Source organism: Ruegeria sp. HKCCD7303 (assembly GCF_013111185.1).
In the GTDB taxonomy this organism is placed as follows: Bacteria; Pseudomonadota; Alphaproteobacteria; order Rhodobacterales; family Rhodobacteraceae; genus Ruegeria.
In genome coordinates, this window is the sequence record NZ_WVRE01000001.1 from 69,835 (window position 1) to 86,539 (window position 16,705).

15 protein-coding genes are annotated in these 16,705 nt (G+C 55.8%); 8 read left to right on the forward strand and 7 right to left on the reverse strand.

What is annotated here, in order from left to right:
* Positions 1-75 precede the first annotated feature (75 nt).
* The 3 genes from GS630_RS00315 to GS630_RS00325 form a co-directional block, all read right to left on the reverse strand.
* Complete coding sequence (locus GS630_RS00315) at positions 76-1,494, reverse strand: tetratricopeptide repeat protein (RefSeq protein WP_171176394.1); 1,419 nt, start codon at positions 1,492-1,494, stop codon at positions 76-78.
* 185 nt (positions 1,495-1,679) lie between these two features.
* A complete protein-coding gene (acdA, locus tag GS630_RS00320) occupies positions 1,680-2,915 on the reverse strand; it encodes a 3-sulfinopropanoyl-CoA desulfinase (RefSeq protein ID WP_171176396.1) in 1,236 nt (411 codons plus the stop codon).
* Between the two features lie 89 nt (positions 2,916-3,004).
* A complete protein-coding gene (locus GS630_RS00325) occupies positions 3,005-3,934 on the reverse strand; it encodes a LysR family transcriptional regulator (RefSeq protein ID WP_371809160.1) in 930 nt (309 codons plus the stop codon).
* Between the two features lie 15 nt (positions 3,935-3,949).
* Here GS630_RS00325 and GS630_RS00330 point away from each other — a divergent pair, with 15 nt between their 5' ends.
* Positions 3,950-4,798, forward strand: coding sequence for a fumarylacetoacetate hydrolase family protein (locus GS630_RS00330; protein WP_171176400.1), 849 nt, complete (start codon positions 3,950-3,952; stop codon positions 4,796-4,798).
* Between the two features lie 538 nt (positions 4,799-5,336).
* Here GS630_RS00330 and GS630_RS00335 read toward each other — a convergent pair.
* The 3 genes from GS630_RS00335 to GS630_RS00345 form a co-directional block, all read right to left on the reverse strand.
* Positions 5,337-6,041, reverse strand: a complete 705-nt coding sequence (locus GS630_RS00335) for an RES family NAD+ phosphorylase (protein WP_216599809.1) — start codon at positions 6,039-6,041, stop codon at positions 5,337-5,339.
* Positions 6,038-6,454 carry an antitoxin Xre-like helix-turn-helix domain-containing protein gene (locus GS630_RS00340; RefSeq protein WP_171711807.1) on the reverse strand — a complete coding sequence of 139 codons (417 nt, stop codon included), beginning with the start codon at positions 6,452-6,454 and terminating at the stop codon, positions 6,038-6,040. The genes GS630_RS00335 and GS630_RS00340 overlap by 4 nt, the downstream gene beginning before the upstream one ends.
* Positions 6,455-7,305: 851 nt before the next feature.
* Complete coding sequence (locus GS630_RS00345) at positions 7,306-7,506, reverse strand: hypothetical protein (RefSeq protein WP_171620784.1); 201 nt, start codon at positions 7,504-7,506, stop codon at positions 7,306-7,308.
* 397 nt (positions 7,507-7,903) lie between these two features.
* Between GS630_RS00345 and GS630_RS00350 the strand changes: the two genes are divergently transcribed.
* The 7 genes from GS630_RS00350 to GS630_RS00380 are packed head-to-tail and all read left to right on the forward strand — an operon-like array spanning position 7,904 to position 15,393.
* Entirely contained in the window at positions 7,904-8,734 is an 831-nt protein-coding gene (locus GS630_RS00350) for a xanthine dehydrogenase family protein subunit M (protein WP_171176402.1), read from the forward strand.
* Positions 8,731-11,469, forward strand: coding sequence for a molybdopterin cofactor-binding domain-containing protein (locus GS630_RS00355; RefSeq protein ID WP_171176403.1), 2,739 nt, complete (start codon positions 8,731-8,733; stop codon positions 11,467-11,469). The genes GS630_RS00350 and GS630_RS00355 overlap by 4 nt, the downstream gene beginning before the upstream one ends.
* A complete protein-coding gene (locus tag GS630_RS00360; RefSeq protein WP_171176405.1) occupies positions 11,466-12,950 on the forward strand; it encodes a 6-hydroxynicotinate reductase in 1,485 nt (494 codons plus the stop codon). Before GS630_RS00355 ends, GS630_RS00360 begins: the two co-directional genes overlap by 4 nt.
* Positions 12,947-13,810, forward strand: a complete 864-nt coding sequence (locus GS630_RS00365) for a UPF0280 family protein (protein ID WP_171176407.1) — start codon at positions 12,947-12,949, stop codon at positions 13,808-13,810. The genes GS630_RS00360 and GS630_RS00365 overlap by 4 nt, the downstream gene beginning before the upstream one ends.
* Positions 13,797-14,378, forward strand: a complete 582-nt coding sequence (locus GS630_RS00370; protein WP_171176409.1) for an amino acid synthesis family protein — start codon at positions 13,797-13,799, stop codon at positions 14,376-14,378. The genes GS630_RS00365 and GS630_RS00370 overlap by 14 nt, the downstream gene beginning before the upstream one ends.
* Entirely contained in the window at positions 14,375-14,959 is a 585-nt protein-coding gene (locus tag GS630_RS00375) for an amino acid synthesis family protein (RefSeq protein ID WP_171176412.1), read from the forward strand. The genes GS630_RS00370 and GS630_RS00375 overlap by 4 nt, the downstream gene beginning before the upstream one ends.
* An 8-nt stretch (positions 14,960-14,967) precedes the next feature.
* A complete protein-coding gene (locus GS630_RS00380; RefSeq protein WP_171176414.1) occupies positions 14,968-15,393 on the forward strand; it encodes a MarR family winged helix-turn-helix transcriptional regulator in 426 nt (141 codons plus the stop codon).
* Positions 15,394-15,406: 13 nt separating this feature from the next.
* Here the strand turns inward: GS630_RS00380 and GS630_RS00385 are convergent, their stop codons facing one another.
* Positions 15,407-16,573 carry an amidohydrolase family protein gene (locus GS630_RS00385; protein ID WP_171620785.1) on the reverse strand — a complete coding sequence of 389 codons (1,167 nt, stop codon included), beginning with the start codon at positions 16,571-16,573 and terminating at the stop codon, positions 15,407-15,409.
* Between the last annotated feature and the right edge of the window lie 132 nt (positions 16,574-16,705).

The window sequence follows — 16,705 nt, forward strand, 5'->3', positions numbered from 1 at the left end:
ACAATGGCGGCACAGCGTCACCGGTCGGGGCGCTTAAAGGCCTTTTCATATGTAAACCGAAAGGGTCTGGCCCGATCACGCAAGGATTAGGGATTGCGCCTTGGCTATCGCCCGATCAGCATTGGAAGTGTCGCCCAACCCTTTGAACGCCCGCGCTACGGCCCGCCAGTTCTGCGCCGAGGTTGGTTTGAGCGCGGTGCGCTCGTTGGCCAAGGCCAGTGCAAGATCAAACCGACGCGCACGTAAGGCGGCCTCCAACAATGTCCAACCGATGATGTCACGCTGAGCAAAGGATCCGCCAAGCCGGTGGGTCAGGTAGCGGACGGGCAAAAGCCGATCCACGCAATCACCATATTTCTCATTCTTGAAATCGCGCATGGCCAGGCAGAAAGGCATACCAATCTCACGGCTCATGGCGACGTTGGCATCAGACGCGTTTTCTAGATATCGCTCATTGGCCGTCAATAGCTTGTCTTGTGCCTCGACCCTGTTATCTGACACAAAGGTCATCATCGCGTGGACATCGTTAAACGCATAAAGCGTGTCCTGCGCGGCGGGCTCCCACTTGTCCGCGAGGTGTTTCCATCGGTCGCCAGACTCTTGGCCAACAAGGTTGATGCGCCACAGCAAGGCTGAAGCGTCCAGTTCCTCATATTTATTGCCGTCCTTCTGGCGCGAGTCCAAATGCGCATCGAAAATTTCGTACACCTTGTCGTATTGCTCGATATCAAGGTGGTAGAGTGCGGTGTGCCACCAAAGGTGATTGGCGAAATTGGACGTGCCCCATTCACCTGCGCGTTCTTGCATGAACCGCACGCCGCCCATCTGGCGGCCACGCATTTCCATAACGTGGGCGACAGCATGCACGGCGTAGGGGTGATCAGGGCGAATGGCCAAAGCCTGACGCGCCAATTGTTCGGCGTGGGAAAAGTCACGGTTCTCTTCGAGGCCAAAAGCATAGAAACCCAGCACGAATTCGTATCCGGGTATACTTTCTTCCCAGAGCGTGGAGGCGCGGGCGACCACGTCGCGCTGCCCAGCGACGTCTCCCAGAAGAACGTCGGTGTAGTGAACCAACTCCATTGCCAAGAGGTCCATGGGGTATTTTACCAGCACGGCCTCCCATTTCTGCACCGCACCGTAGAAGTCACCATTTACCCAGGCTTTGACCGCCTCGTAATGGCCAATCTCGCGATCATTGGCGGATTTGAGGCGCTTGCCCGCCTCGTCCAAAGCCGCGACCATCTCGCTGTAGATGCGAGTTTCCATGGATTGGGTCAGCCAACCGGCCTTAAAAAGCCAACCCATGATAAATTCAGGATGCTCGGCCAGAACCGCGTCGATTTCCGCAATCGCGTCGCCCCGAAAAGACAACGACATCTCAATCGCGCGTTCCAATCCGTCAATGGCCTTGGAGTCTTTATACGAGATTGGCACGCCCCGACAATCGGTGAAAGTTGCCCGTTTGTGTGAGACTTCAGATACGGCCGTCATGCGCACTCCTTCCAACAAAAGCTGAAATTAAGGTGAAGGTATTCCGCTGGAAAGCTAAGCCAATTGCAAGTCTAAGTTGCTCACGCCGTCGGTTGTGCATTCTCCGGGAAACATCACGCCTTCCGCGCCGCTTCAAAGCCAGGGGATGCGCTTTGTCCAATACGTCTTGGTCTCTGATTGTTTCTTCAAGCGTTTTCGTTTTTCGGAAGATATCCACCCCGTGTTTGCGGGGTTTTCATTTTCAAAACCTGTCCAGCCACGAGGTTGCGCAGCATTTGCGCCGTGCCGCCGCCTATTGTGAACATTCGTGCATCACGCATCATGCGCTCGATGGGAGTGTTGCGCGAATACCCGCGTGCGCCGTGTAACTGCAACGCGTCGTTGGTCACTTTCACCGCCATTTCCGAGGCGAAGACCTTGGCTTGCGCCGCCAACATGGGATCAGGAAAACCTAAGTGCTGTCGGTCTGCACTGGCCGCTGCGCGCCAGATCATCATCCGAGCGGCATCAATCTGCATCGACATATCGGCAATAATCCACTGCAGACCCTGGAATTCGGCAATCGGGCGACCGAACTGCTCGCGCGTTTTTACAAACGCCAACGTTGCCTCATACGCTCCGCGTGCGATCCCAAGCGCGACCGCCGCCGCCCCGACGCGTTGCGCATTGTAGGCGTTCATCAATGCGGAAAAGCCATGCTTCAGCCCGTCGGGCGGTGAAATCAACCGGTCCAGGGGCAGGCGCAGATTATCCAGAATGACCTCGGTTTCCGGGATGCCACGAAGGCCCAGCGTCGGCTCACGCGCGCCGATCATCAGCCCGTCTTCGCCCAGATAGCCTATAAAGCCACCGATCCCTTTGAATTCGCCCTCTTCAATAACTCTGGCAAAGATCAAATAGAGCTGCGAGACGCCACCTCCCGTGATCCAGTGTTTCTTTCCCTTCAAAACCCATGCATTGCCTTCGCGCACCGCTGTAGTGGTCATTTCGGTCGCGGCGCTTCCTGCATCAGGCTCTGTGATACAGATTGCCGGTTTGTCACCGGCCAACACATGCGCTGCCGCACTTTTCTTTTGGTCGTGTGATCCGTAGGTGATAATCGCGCCGACGGCTCCCATATTTCCTTCAACAGCGATCCGACCCGATACTCCACATTTTGCAGCCAACTCTTCAACAACAAGTGCGACGTCAAAATAGCTGTGACCAGGACCGCCAAGCGATTTGGGAACGCTCATGCCCATTAGCCCCGATTTGGTCATCGCTTCGACAACGCGGACCGGATACCTCTCGGAACGATCAGTTTCTGCAGCAAGCGGGCCGGAGACGGTTTCGGCGATGTGCCGAGCCTTGTTTTGAATTTCGCGTTGTCTGACGGATAGCTCGAATGACGGGGTTGCTGAATAGTTAGCGTCTTGAAGCATGGTGCGCTCGCCTTGTTGATAAAGTCAGCATAGCATCGCCAAAAAAATTTATGTTAGTTTCAATTTCTTGTTTCTTGCATGAGGTTTCCTCATGAAGACTGCAGCGCCCCTATGAAAGTATCGATTACAAGATCTGCCCGGCCGTCGGAGTTTGTGAAAGCTCCGATCTCTCGGGAAAACGGCGGATCCCCAAAAGGAAGCGTGCGCAGGCGGTTCGAAAATGGCCGACGACCTTTGCAGAGCGGAACAATCGAAACCCCGAGCCCCTCACTGACAAGATTGGAAATTGCATCCAGTGAGTCGATCTCCATCGCACTTTTCACGTCAATGTTCTGAGCACGCAGTTCTTCTTCAATGCTCTGGCCTGCCCAAGTCTTACGGTTGAACCAGATAAACGGTTGCGTGCGCAGCAAGTCCTGCCATTTGTCGCCCTTGGCATGCGCTGGAGCTACAACAACGAAAGGTTCAATCGCGATACTGTGCCAATCCAGACCGGGGATCGGGTTCACAGGTTTGGTGCATATCGCAACGTCTACATGCCCATCCGTGAGCTTCTGGGCCAATGCAGATGAACTTCCGTTTTTTACCTCGACCTGCAAGGCGGGATAGGTCGTCTGCAGCGCCTTCAGGCCAACCGTAAGGAAGCTTGCCAAGGCCGTGGGGACAGCCCCAATCGCCAATCTTGATCTGACGATCTCACCCCGTGCTACACGCGCCGACGCTTCGAAGAGGGTCAGAGTCTGTTGCGCGTGCTCTGCCAGAGCGCGTCCCCGCGCCGTCGGTACAGGGGGTCGCTTGATACGGTCAAACAACTGTACGCCCAACTCATCTTCCATGGCCTTTATCTGAAGGCTTACAGCCGAAGGCGACAGCCCGATGACTTCCCCTGCAGCAGCAAAAGATTTCTGTTCAATGACTGCGAGTAGCGTTTTGAGCTGGTTTATGTTCATAACGATGAAATTGACCACACCATCGCATCGAAATCTAGGCTTAGGGCTATAGCCCAACTGCTCTAGCATAAAATCGGAGATGAAATGAAACTTGTGCGATTTGGTTCACCGGGCCAGGAAAAACCGGGAATTGTAGACGAAGAAGGAAGGATCCGCGACTTGTCGACAGTTGTCGCTGATATCAACAGTGACGTGCTTACCGATTCCGCGCTTGAAGTTCTTCGGTCCGCGGACGTCTCCAGTCTTCCGCTAGCAGAAGAAGGGGCTCGTCTGGGGGCCTGTGTATCCGGTATCGGGAAGTTCTTGTGCATTGGGCTGAACTACAGCGATCATGCCAAGGAAGCGAATATGCCGATCCCTAGTGAGCCGATCCTGTTTATGAAAGCGACCAGTTCCATCGTCGGCGCTTTTGATGATGTCATTATCCCAAAAGGCTCTCAAAAGTCTGACTGGGAAGTTGAACTCGGGGTCGTGATTGGAAAAACTGCTCGTCATGTCTCCGAGGCGGATGCCCTTTCGTACGTCGCGGGATATTGCGTTGTAAATGACCTTTCTGAACGCGAGTTTCAAATCGAGCGGGGCGGTCAGTGGGTTAAAGGAAAATCCTGTGACACATTTGGCCCGATTGGCCCATGGCTGGTGACTCGGGATGAAGTTCCGGATCCGCAGGCACTTGCCATGTGGTTAGAAGTGGACGGCGTTCGATATCAGAATGGTTCGACCTCAACAATGATCTTTGGAGTGGCAGAACTCATCTCCTATTGCAGCCGGTTTATGACTCTGGAGCCTGGCGATATCATTTCCACCGGCACGCCTCCGGGCGTCGGTATGGGGCAAAAGCCTGAACCGGTATTTCTGAGAGAAGGTCAACAAATTCGACTTTCCATCGAAGGCCTCGGCATACAGCAACAAAACACGGTTGCTTATAGCTGAATACACCAATTTGCTGGACCAACAGCGGATTCAAAGCGGGTTCAGCTTTAGGATCTTGGCTGCACGGTGAGGGTTGTTTTACTCGCTGGACGCTGAGATCGCCCACAAAATGGAAAAAGGGACGGCGGGTGAGATACCGACCGACCCTATTTAGTTTCGGAACGTGAATTTAACCAGCCAGGCGAATTCCATCGCCGTTGTCGGGCTTGAAAAACAAGAGCCGGTCTAAATATCGTGGCGAGACACTTGATGGGCGGACAACCAAACAGGAATCAATCATTTTTTTGCTTGTTTAGGTTTGTTACTATTGCTCGATTTTGAACTTCGCGGACAATTGTTAGAGGATTTCCACGCGACGCAAATTCAATCATTTTCGTTGAATAAAGTTTCCATGCAAACTGCCAAAGCTTCCATGGTAGCAACAAAGCGAGGCAGGTTAAGGGGGTCATATTCGAAGGCAAGTCTGAAGTACAACATCAGATGGTGCGCCGGTTTTCATTGATCGACAATTTCGCTAAAAATCATCGTGGTGTTTCATTTATTGTTTTGAAACTGAAGGGATCGGCTCCCCGGCCCATTCGAACGTCCAAGTGTCGCCTTGACGAACATTTTGGACCAAGTGCGGTCGTAGAGCGACAAGGCATTGTCCCCCATCGTGCCGGGTGGAGGGATAGAGTAGTCCGTTTCCGCCCGAACTAAGCACGTCTTGCGCAAGGGTTTGACCGGTCGGGTATGCGACCGCGGTATCTGGACTAAGTGCATCTTGCCCAACCCAGCCATTGAGGTCGTGCAGTCGCGTTGTGAATCCTGCAAGCAGTTCACGGTAGGCAGTGATGTTTTCGTAAATGCCCGTCGCCTCGAGTTCGCGCGTCAGGTGCCAAGCCACTTCGGCCTGTGCTGTTTCAATGGAATTCTCCCCATAGCTTGCGTACCAGGCACCGCGATCAGGTCCGTTAAATCGGTTTCCGGTCGCCTTGGTGTAGCAAAAGGCAGCGTTCACATAGGTCCACCCGTATCCAGCTGCTTCGGTCAGAAGCTCGGCTGGATTAAGGCCGCCGGGCACGGGTAGTGTGATCGTGCGGCGTGCGGAGGTAAAGCCTTCAATCTCTTCCAGGATTGCCAGGTCGTCCTCATCGTCCGCCAAGGGAGCCATCGCGGGCTCGTCAATGTAGGCTGTCGAGATCAGGCGAACTGTCGTTGGATTCGTAAACTCTACCTCTTCGAGATCTGTAGCTCTGATCACACGCCACCCCGGAGCGCATCTATGTGTTGTCGAACCTTCATCATCGCCGGGATACCACCTGCGCACATGATCTGAACTGGACTCTTTCCATTAAACCCAGGACCGGAGTTTGCAGTTTTTGGCCATCCATAGGCCAAAGGACCGTTGAACAGGAGCCGCAGGCCTTTGAAGACGCCGATTAGCAGACTCGCACGTGTGACCTTGTCTTGGTCGAGAACGCCCTTAAAGGTGCCAGACTTCATTCGGCTCCAGGTCGCACTTGGCACATCGAAGAGTGCAGCTGCTTCAGCGTTGGACAAATCCCAAGCGTCGGCTGCGCGAACAACGGCTTTGACGATCGCCGCGATTTTGTCTGCCTCCGCAACAGGTTGCACGATGCCTTGATCGGGCGCGTACTGGATTGGTTCCAACATGAATATACCCCATATGATAGGCAATAAGTAACCATATGATAGAAATTGTCAAGAATTCATTGAGAATACGCTCGTTGGGTATCGGAGAGAATGCCGCCAGCCGGTTGTTGCCGAAAATGACTTCAATTGAAAGATTAGGAATAAATTTCAGTAGTTTACTTCAATGGCGGTCGGCAAAACCTGGCGCAAACTCATGGCGCTCTGCGGCGATGCTTTCGTGAATGAGGTTGAGTCGCCTATGGATGTTCTATCGGAGCGGGTCGCGCAATCGCGTCTGCTGGTCTCCTTGACCGCCAACGGTCGATGTTTTTGTGTAGCGGGAAGCGGACATTCCGTCAAAGTAGCGATCCAGTGCAAAGGAAATGACAGGCCTTTCGAACGCGACCGCGTCCCAGCCTTACTGGATAAGATCGCAAAGTGTGCTCAAAAGGGCCCCAACATTGATGAATACTGGCTCACGACTAATCACCAATCGACACGTCAGAGACTAGATCGAAACTGCGCTCCGAAGGCTTAACCGCTCGGGGAAATGCCAAAACGCACACCTATCGGACCTCGATAAATTCATCCAGTTTTTTTTGCTTAACAGGCTAGTAAGCACATCATGGGTTGGGTCTGATCGGGCAAGGTATGTCCCGTCTTGACGCTATCAGACAGATCGACGTTGTTGCACAATCCTCTTACCTCTGGCGAAAGAAGTACGACGACATAGGTTGTGATCTTTGTATATTGCCGCGCTATTTCGGCGCGCGTCAGGGTTTGGGAAGGCATTCCCATTGCGTCGCCAATGACCATGCCAGCAAGGGCTACACAGGTGCTGTCAAAAGCTATGCATTTGGTGGTCATCGTCGTCAGAACGCCATATGCAGAACGAACAGGTCCGGGTCCAGAATGCTTTCGTGAAATTCCAGGGCAGAGCCATCTGCCGATCGTGTCAATCTGCACAGCCGCAACATCGGTTCACCCAACTCGAGCCCTATTACAATTGCGTCTTCCACGCCAAGCGCCGGTAACACGCGCGCCCATTCGCTGCCGCCTTTGACCCCAGCCATTGATTGCGAAGCGTTTCGGTCAAAGACCCGTTTTCCAGCCCGCTTTCAAGAATCTCGGAGAATCCTGCACGCCAAGGAAGGCGGCTGCGTTCCAGTGAGACGCTTCGGCCAGCGGCGCACCCTTGTCCAGTCTGCCAGATCGGATCCCCTCCTCTAGCGTGAGGGCGACCCGCACCGATTTCGGAGCGCCGATCTGTTCAGCACTTGTTGCGTCATGTTCCCTAGCCAGCTTCGGAATTCTGTCAACACAGACGTGTGCAGTTCGGGGTTCCAGTGAATGCGACACCAACAGACTGCCCGGAACGCATCCCGTTCTTCTTCGTTCCCTGGCCAGTCATGTTGACTTTAGTGGAAACTCCCTCTTATCATTAGTACGCTAACGAAAATGGATTTGTGCATGGCCTACTCACAACCAAGCTTGCTGTCGGATGCGCTGTGTCTTCGTAAGCAGGCTGGGGTTCGTGTAATCGCGGGTGGCACAGATTTTTATCCGGCACTACGACCGGGTGAGCAGACGGAGAATGTGTTAGACATAACCAGAGTCGGTGGCCTGTCTGACATCAAGCAAACGGAAGACGCCACAAGGTTTGGTGCGGCTGCTACTTGGTCGAATGTTGTTAGAGCGGATTTGCCCGCAGCGTTTGACGCCTTGAAACAGGCAGCGCGTGAGGTCGGAAGCCTGCAAATCCAGAACGCGGGCACGATTGCCGGGAACATTTGCAACGCGTCACCGGCGGCAGATGGTGTTCCGCCTCTGCTGGCCTTGAACGCTGAGGTTGAGCTTGCCAGCGCAGCGCGAGGGACACGCATTCTGCCGTTGGGCGAATTTATTACGGGCGTGCGGCAAACGGTGCTTAGAGAAGATGAGCTGGTGACAGCCATCATTGTGCCAAAACAACATGTCCGCATGACATCCGGCTTTGAGAAGCTAGGCAGCCGCCGCTATTTGGTCATCTCGATTGCCATGACGGCGGTTAACATCCTGCTGGATGCACAGGGCAAAATCGCAGATGCCCGCGTCGCCGTAGGGTCCTGTTCCGCTGTGGCGCAGCGGCTGACAGCGCTGGAAGCGCGTTTGATCGGGCAGGATCCCTATAAACTAAGGATTTCGCAGGACGACATCGCGAGTCTGACGCCCATTGATGACGTCCGGGGGGCGGCATCGTACCGGTTCGACGCGGTGCGTCATCAAGTTCAGCGCGCAATTCACAAGGCGGTTACGTCATGAACAAAGCGTTGTCAGATACCCCGGTTCCATTCCAACTGAACGGTCGAGAGGCGGCCCCACTCGTCGCACCTGGCCAACGATTGTCCGAGGTTTTGCGTGAAAGTCTGAGTCAGCGTGATGTCAAGATCGGCTGCGACGCAGGGGATTGCGGGGCGTGTACCGTACTGATCGATGGTGACCCAGTTTGCGCCTGCCTGACCCCGGCGCATCAGGTTGCAGGGCGCAAGGTCGAGACTGTGCAGGGGTTGAACGCCCAAGACCCCGTTGCCACGAGGTTAAAGCAGAGTTTTCTGGATCATGGGGCGGCGCAGTGCGGCATCTGTACGCCGGGTATGATCGTGTCCGCTGTCGCGCTTTTGCGAGATGTGCCTGCGCCCACCGAGACGCAGGTGCAAGACGCTTTGGGTGGCGTGCTGTGTCGCTGCACGGGCTACCGCAAAATCATCGACGCTGTCATGGGCGCGCCTGCCATGGCAACCGAAACAGCAGGCCAGGTGGGTGACGCGATCCAACACTTGGATGGGATCGAAAAGGTCTCAGCTGTCGTGAAATATGGGGACGACGTGGCGCCGGCCGGGTGCCTTGAGGTTATGGTAATCCGCTCGCCCTTTGCGCGGGCAACCTTCGAAATCGGTGATCTTGAGGGGTTTGCGCAGGCGGCTGGGCTGGACGCGGTCCTGACGGTGGCGGATGTTCCGGGCCAGAATTGCTTTGGTGTCATTCCGGGGTTTGAGGATCAGCCCGTTTTCGCCGAGAGAGAAACTCGGTTCCGGGGTGAGGCGGTCGCTGCCCTGGTCGGCGCGCGGGATGCTCTGCGCGCGATTGATCCTGACGTATTGCCGATCGTTTGGACTGAGTTGCCTGCAGCTCAGGACATGGGCGCAGCTCAGAGTGTCTCTGCGGCACAGTTGCATAAGGGGCGGAATAACAACGTGATGTGCACCGGGTTTGTGACCTGCGGCGACCCTGAGGCGGCGCTGGAGCGTGCCCATGTGACTGTGGAAGGCCGATTTCAAAGCGGCTTTGTGGAACATGCCTATATAGAGCCAGAAGCGGGGTTTGCAGAACTCGTAGACGGTCGTCTTGAGGTGCATGCCTGCACGCAGGCCCCGGTGATGGATCTTGACGGGCTTTCGCTTGTTCTGGGGTTGGATCGCGCCAAAATCCGGGTGGTTCCTACTGCTGTTGGCGGCGGATTTGGTGCCAAGTTGGATATGAGCGTTCAGCCTTATCTGGCGCTTGCGGCGATTAAAACAGGCAAGCCGGTACGGCTTTGTTATTCACGCACGGAATCCATGCAAAGCTCGACCAAGCGGCACCCGTGCGACATCACACTCAGGATCGGAGCTGATGAAGATGGCAAGCTGTGCGGCTTTGACTTTCGCGGCAGCTTCGACACTGGTGCTTATGCCAGTTGGGGGCCAACGGTGGCGAACCGGGTTCCGGTCCATGCCTCGGGTCCATATCGCGTTGCGGACTATGTAGCGCAGGCCAAGGGCGTTCACACCAACAACCCGCCATCCGGTGCGTTTCGTGGTTTTGGCGTGCCGCAATCGGCCATCGCGCAAGAAAGTCTTTTTGACGAACTGGCCGAGAAATTGGGAATGGACGCGCTGGAATTCCGCATAGCGAACGCATTGGACAATGATGTGCCGACCGTGTGCGGGCAGGTTTTTGATCAGGGCGTCGGGATCAAGTCTTGTCTTGAGGCGTTGCGGCCTGCCTGGGATTTAGAACGTGCAGAGGCCGAGGGGTTCAACGCCCGCAACGAAAAGCTGAAACGCGGCGTCGGCATCGCAAGTGGCTGGTACGGGTGCGGCAACACATCTTTGCCCAACCCGTCAACCATCAAATGTGGTATTCGCGCAGATGGCTCGGTGGTGCTGCATCAAGGTGCGATGGATATTGGTCAGGGGGCCAACACCGTCATCACGCAGATATTTGCAACCGCGCTTGGGGTCGAAGCAGGTCAGATCACGCGCGTTGGCGTGGATACGGATGTAACACCTGACGCGGGCAAAACCTCGGCCTCGCGCCAGACTTTTGTCTCGGGTAATGCGGCGCGGCTTTCGGGCAAAGCGTTGCGGGCTGCGATCCTGGAGCGTTTGAATGTGGCAGAGGATGCAGTTCTGGGCTTCAGAGACCGAGAAATCCATGCAACCGATGCCGCAGGATCTCATGTTTTGACCCTGTCTGCGCTTGCAGCCGATGAAGACGGTTTTGTTCTGCGTGCGGAAGAAAGCTATGATCCTCCGACAAAACCCCTGGACGACAACGGGCAAGGGCATCCTTACGCCCAATTCGGTTATGCCGCGCATTTGGCCGTGGTCGAGGTAGATACCGCGCTGGGCATTGTCCGACCTGTGAAATTTGTCGCGGCTCATGACGTCGGCCAGGCTATCAATCCGATGCTTGTGGAAGGGCAGATTCACGGTGGGATTGCTCAGGGACTTGGCATGGCGCTGATGGAAGAATACATCCCTGGCCGGACTGAGAACCTGCATGACTATCTGATCCCGACCATTGGGGATATCCCTCCGATTGAAGCGATCATCATCGAAGAGGCTGATGCGCATGGGCCTTTCGGGGCCAAGGGTCTGGGAGAGCACGTCTTGATCCCCACCGCGCCTGCGCTTTTGAACGCGATCAAACACGCAACCGGGGTGCGGTTGTACAAAGGCCCTGCGACCCCCAGCGTCGTTCATGAGGCCCTGAAGAAGAGCGTGATGCAATGACCAATGCTTCGAAGCCCGAAAAGATCCGCTGCGATGCCTGCCCGGTGATGTGTTACATCGCCGACGGCAAGTCCGGCGCTTGTGACCGCTATGCAAACCATGGTGGTGAACTGGTACGGTTGGATCCGCTGACCATCATCCAAAGCGGGCCGGATCTTGTACCGTTTATGGGAGAGGGCGCGTCCGCGGATTGGGATGGTGACATCTTCAAAGGAGAGCGTCAGTTTGTTACTGCCGTTGGCGCAGGAACAACCTATCCCGATTACAAGCCCGCCCCCTTCATCGCCAGTCAGAAGGTTGAAGGTGTCGATATGGTCACGGTCGTGACCGAGGGGATCTTTAGCTATTGCGGTGTGAAGGTAAAAATCGACACCGACCGCCATATTGGCCACGAACGCGATGTTGTGCGCGTGGATGGCGAGCCGATCGGCCATGTAATGACATCGGAATACGGGTCAAAGATGTTGTCTTTGGGTGGTGTCGAGCACCTGACGGGTGGCAGTAAGAAAGAAGGCCGTGTGACTTGTGACGCGCTGCTGCGGCTGTGCAACCGAGAACCAGTGACCATGATAATCGGCGAAGAGGATCACGCGACAGAAGTTGTGGTGCAGGCAGGTCAACCCCCGATCATAAATGGCGTTACCGAAAGCCTAATGCGCGTGGGCTGCGGCTCGGCCACCATTGGCATGTTTCCGAAACAGTGGATCGGCCATGTGGACGACGTTGTGGTGGTGGACGATCACATAACCGGTGTTCTCAGTGAGCACGAAACAGGCAAGCAGCTAGACGTGCCGGCGACGGGGATCAAGATCAAGGGGCGCCGCTCGACGCCGGGGCGGTATTTTCAGGTGGCAGAACCCGGAACAGGGTGGGGCGGCACGGATATTGAAGATCCTCTGGCGATCCTCGGCCCGTTCAATCCCAAAACAGCCTGGGAAGGGTTGCGGTTGTTCATGGTGTCGACCACCGGTGAGCAATTCTCATATTACGAGCTTGATGCTGATCTTGTTCCGCAACAGCGAGAGGTGCCCGCGAAACTTGCGTCCTCGGCGGCGTTGATCGCGGAGAACTGCGAACCATCGGTTTGCTCGGTCCTGTTCATGGGCGGGGCAGGGGGATCGCTGCGGGCGGGTGTCACAGAAAACCCAGTGCGTCTGACCAAATCGGTTAAGGAGGCGCTGACGCATGTGTCCTGCGGTGGGGCGGATGCTTATGTTTGGCCCGGCGGCGGTATCACTGTGATGGTGGACGTTCTGGACATGCCAACCAGTTCTTTTGGCTACGTTCCAACGCCTGCTCTGGTCGCGCCTATCGAGTTCACCCTGCGCGTGAGCGACTATGCCGCGTTGGGCGGGCACGTCGACCATATGCGGCAGGTGAGTGACATAAACTCTGATCAGGCCCGTCATGTGCGGCAAAATCCCAAAGCGGGGAATCCAATGGACCTTGGCAACTACCGCTGGAAGGCAGACGCGGAATGAAACCGCACGCGCGCCTGTTGCCCGATGGCCAGCGCTTGCATTTGCAGCATGGCCCCAGCGATCTGATCGTATGGGCGGATGGCGCGCGGGATCACGCGTATCGGGCCGCAATGCGTCGGTTCGAAACCATTATTGCCGAGGTGGTCGAGGAGCTGCCTGACCTTCGTGCGATGTTGTCACCATTTACCAACCGCCCCATGGGCGCGGTGGCACGCCGAATGCATGATGCGTGTCTGCCTTTGATGAATGTAGGCTATCTAACCCGGATGGCCGCCGTGGCGGGAAGCATAGCAGACGAGGTTCTTGCGGCCATGACCAAAAACGCGGATATCACCCGCGCTTATGTCAATAACGGTGGCGACATTGCCTTACATCTGACGCCGGGGACCTCGTTCAAAACAGCGATCAAGGCCCATGACGGTAGCGATTTGGGCCGGATCGAGGTCACAGGTGCGGATCGAATTGGCGGTATCGCGACGTCGGGCCGCCACGGGCGTAGCCTGTCGTTGGGTATAGCAGACAGCGTGACAGTTCTTGCTAACTCTGCCGCCGAGGCTGATGCCGCAGCAACACTTGTTGCCAATGCAGTGGATGTGCCAGGGCACCCTTCGGTCAGCCGTCGCGCAGCCAGCGGGGTTGACGAGAACAGCGATCTTGGGGGCTTGCCTGTGGTTGTCGGTTGTGGCGCTTTATCGGCCAGCGAGTGCCAGCAAGCATTGGCCTTCGGCGTCCGTCGCGCAACATCGTTAAAGACCCACGGTTGCCTTAGAACTGCGGCACTGTTCCTTCAAGGCCACGCCGTCACGACCGGCGCACATATTTTACCCATTCAACACGAGATCCAAAATGTCCCAACTTAACGTCCGAAAGACCGCCTATTCCGTTGAGGAGATTTTCCACGAAGGTGGCCCTGTCCCTGCAACACCCTTGCGCCGGGCGGCGGCGATCGCGATCATCGAGAACCCGTTTGCAGGGCGGTACGAGCCCGACATTCAGTGGTTCATGGAGGACCTCAAGCCGCTGGGATTGAAAATGGCAAAGCGTCTGGTCGAGATGCTGGGAGGCGCTGACAAAATCGAAGGGTATGGCAAAGGCGCAATGATTGGAGAGGCCGGTGAGTTGGAGCATGGTGCACTGTGGCACGCGCCCGGCGGATACGCGATGCGCGAGCTTCTGGACAACTCGAATGCGATTGTGCCCTCATCCAAAAAGGTCGCCGGTGTGGGTGGGCGGCTGGATGTGCCGATCACCCATATCAATGCTTCATACGTGCGCAGCCATTTTGACAGCATGGAAGTTGGCTTGAATGACGCACCCAAGGCGGGCGAGATGGCCGTTATTCTTGTCATGAGCACTGGGCCCCGCATCCACGACCGGGCTGGTGGCCTGGCTGCAAAAGACATCAAAGGAGAGGATGGGCTGAGATGAATGCCAAGATCCGCAAAATTGCCGTGAACATCGAAGAAACCCATACCGAAATCGGGCGCAAGATCGACCCGGCCACGCGCAAAGCAGTTGCAGTGGCCGTGATCGAGAACCCGTTTGCAGGTGCTTATCAGGAAGACCTGAGTGCGCTGATGGAGATAGGCGCGGAATTGGGTGCGTTGTTGGGTCGCAAATGCGTCGAAGCCCTTGGTATCGCGCCCGAACAAGCTGAAAGCTATGGTAAGTCGGCCATGGTGGGAGAGAATGGCGAGTTGGAACACGCCGCTGCAATTCTGCATCCTAAACTCGGCGCACCACTGCGGAAAGAAGTAGAGAAAGGAGCGGCCTTGGTGCCGTCCTCGAAAAAGATGGGATCTCCGGGTCAGGTGCTGGATGTGCCTCTTGGACACAAGGATGCGGCCTATGTGCGCAGCCATTTCGACGGGATTGAAGTGCGCCTGAATGATGCGCCGCGCGCAAACGAGATTATGGTAGCTGTGGCAGTGACTGACAGCGGGCGGCCGCTACCGCGAGTTGGTGGCTTGACCCATGACGACGCAGAAGGCAAAGACGGGCTTCGTTAGGAGCACTTATGTCAGACAGCGTCGATCCCTACCGTCTAGAAGATCAGGTCGGATATCTTTTGCGGTTGGCCAGCCAACGCCATTCGATCATCTTTCAGAACCGTATCTCCAGAGATTTGACGCCCACTCAGTTTTCCACGCTGATCCGCGTGGCCGAGAAGAAAGAGGTTTCGCAAAATCAGCTGGGCCGACTTGCGGCAATGGATATCGCGACGATCAAAGGGGTGGTCGACCGGCTGAAGGCCAAGGGTCTGTTGCAAGCGACTGCCGATCCCGGAGACAAAAGACGCTCGATCATTTCATTGACCGATGCGGGTGCGCAATTGATAGACCAGCTTTATGCAGATGGGTTAGGGATCTCACAGGAAACTCTGGCGCCGCTCAAGAAATCTGAACAAAAAACGCTTTTGACATTGCTCAGAAAGATCACCTGACCTTCCGTCGTGCTTAGAGGATGCGTTCCGGCAGGCGTTGCGCTGGAGGTGTGTTGCGTGAACGTTCCGAGCGGATCACACCGTCGATGATCGTCATGCCGACACCGGGCAGGTTCCCTTGCGCAACGCTTTCCAGCATGGTTTTCCCCGGTGCGTGCTGGGCCTGGTCCATAAGAACAAAATCGGCGCACAGGCCTTTTTCGATCAGGCCCACATTCAGATCCCGCTGTCGTGCGGTATTGCCGTTGCCAAAGCAAAAGGCGATCTCGGCCGGGACATTTCCAAAGGCTGACAGCATCGCGATCATGCGCAGGATGCCAAGGGGCTGTACACCTGACCCTGCTGGCCCGTCAGTGCCCAGGATCACCTGATCCAGCTTGCCAAGTTCACGCGCTGTGTTCACGGTCAGCACAGCAGCGCGTTCATTACCGTTATGCACGATTTCAAAGGCTTGCTTGGTGCAGGTTTCACACAGGCAGATGATCTGGTCATCTGGCAGCGCCGAGTGACCGCCGTTGATGTGGCCGATCACATCCGTACCCGTTTCGATCACCATATCTGCGTCAATGAGACCAGACCCGGGGATGGACGGCCCCCCGGTATGGATTGTTGACTGAATGCCGTATTTGCGGGCCCATTCGATCATCTGGTTCGCGGTTTTGCCATCTTTGACCGACCCCAGGCCAACTTCGCCCAGGTATTTCACGCCAGCATTCGCCAGCTCTGCAAAATCCTCTTCGACCATACCATGTTCGATCACTGGGGCACCTGCGTGAACCTTGACGCCTGAGGGGCGAAAATTCTCGTACCAACGCTGTGCTGCAATCGACATCGCTTTGAGGCCGATCACATCTTTGGGTCGGCCGGGCATGTGGACCTCCCCGGCCGAGATCATCGTGGTCACGCCTCCATTCAGGGTGGAGTCAATCCAGTGGAGTTGCTGTTGTCGCGGGGTGTAATCGCCGACAACCGGATGCACATGACTGTCGATCAAACCGGGGGCCAGCGTCACTCCATGCGCGTCAACAACAGAGGTCGGGTCGTCTGTATCAAGGTCCTTTTCATAACCCCACGCATCGATCTTGCCGTCGATCGCAATCAAACAATCGCCGTCAAAGATTGGGTCTTCCATCTTGCCGGACAGGATCATACCGATGTTCTTGATGACCAGTTTTTCCATAAGATCCTCCCGATATTCATTAGTATACGAATATAGGATGTAAGCGCGCGTCAAGAAAATTCTGGAACGAGCCTTAAACATCGCAAAGCAATTGGCAGAGCGGTGTATCGAAACTCAGTCATTAGTATACGA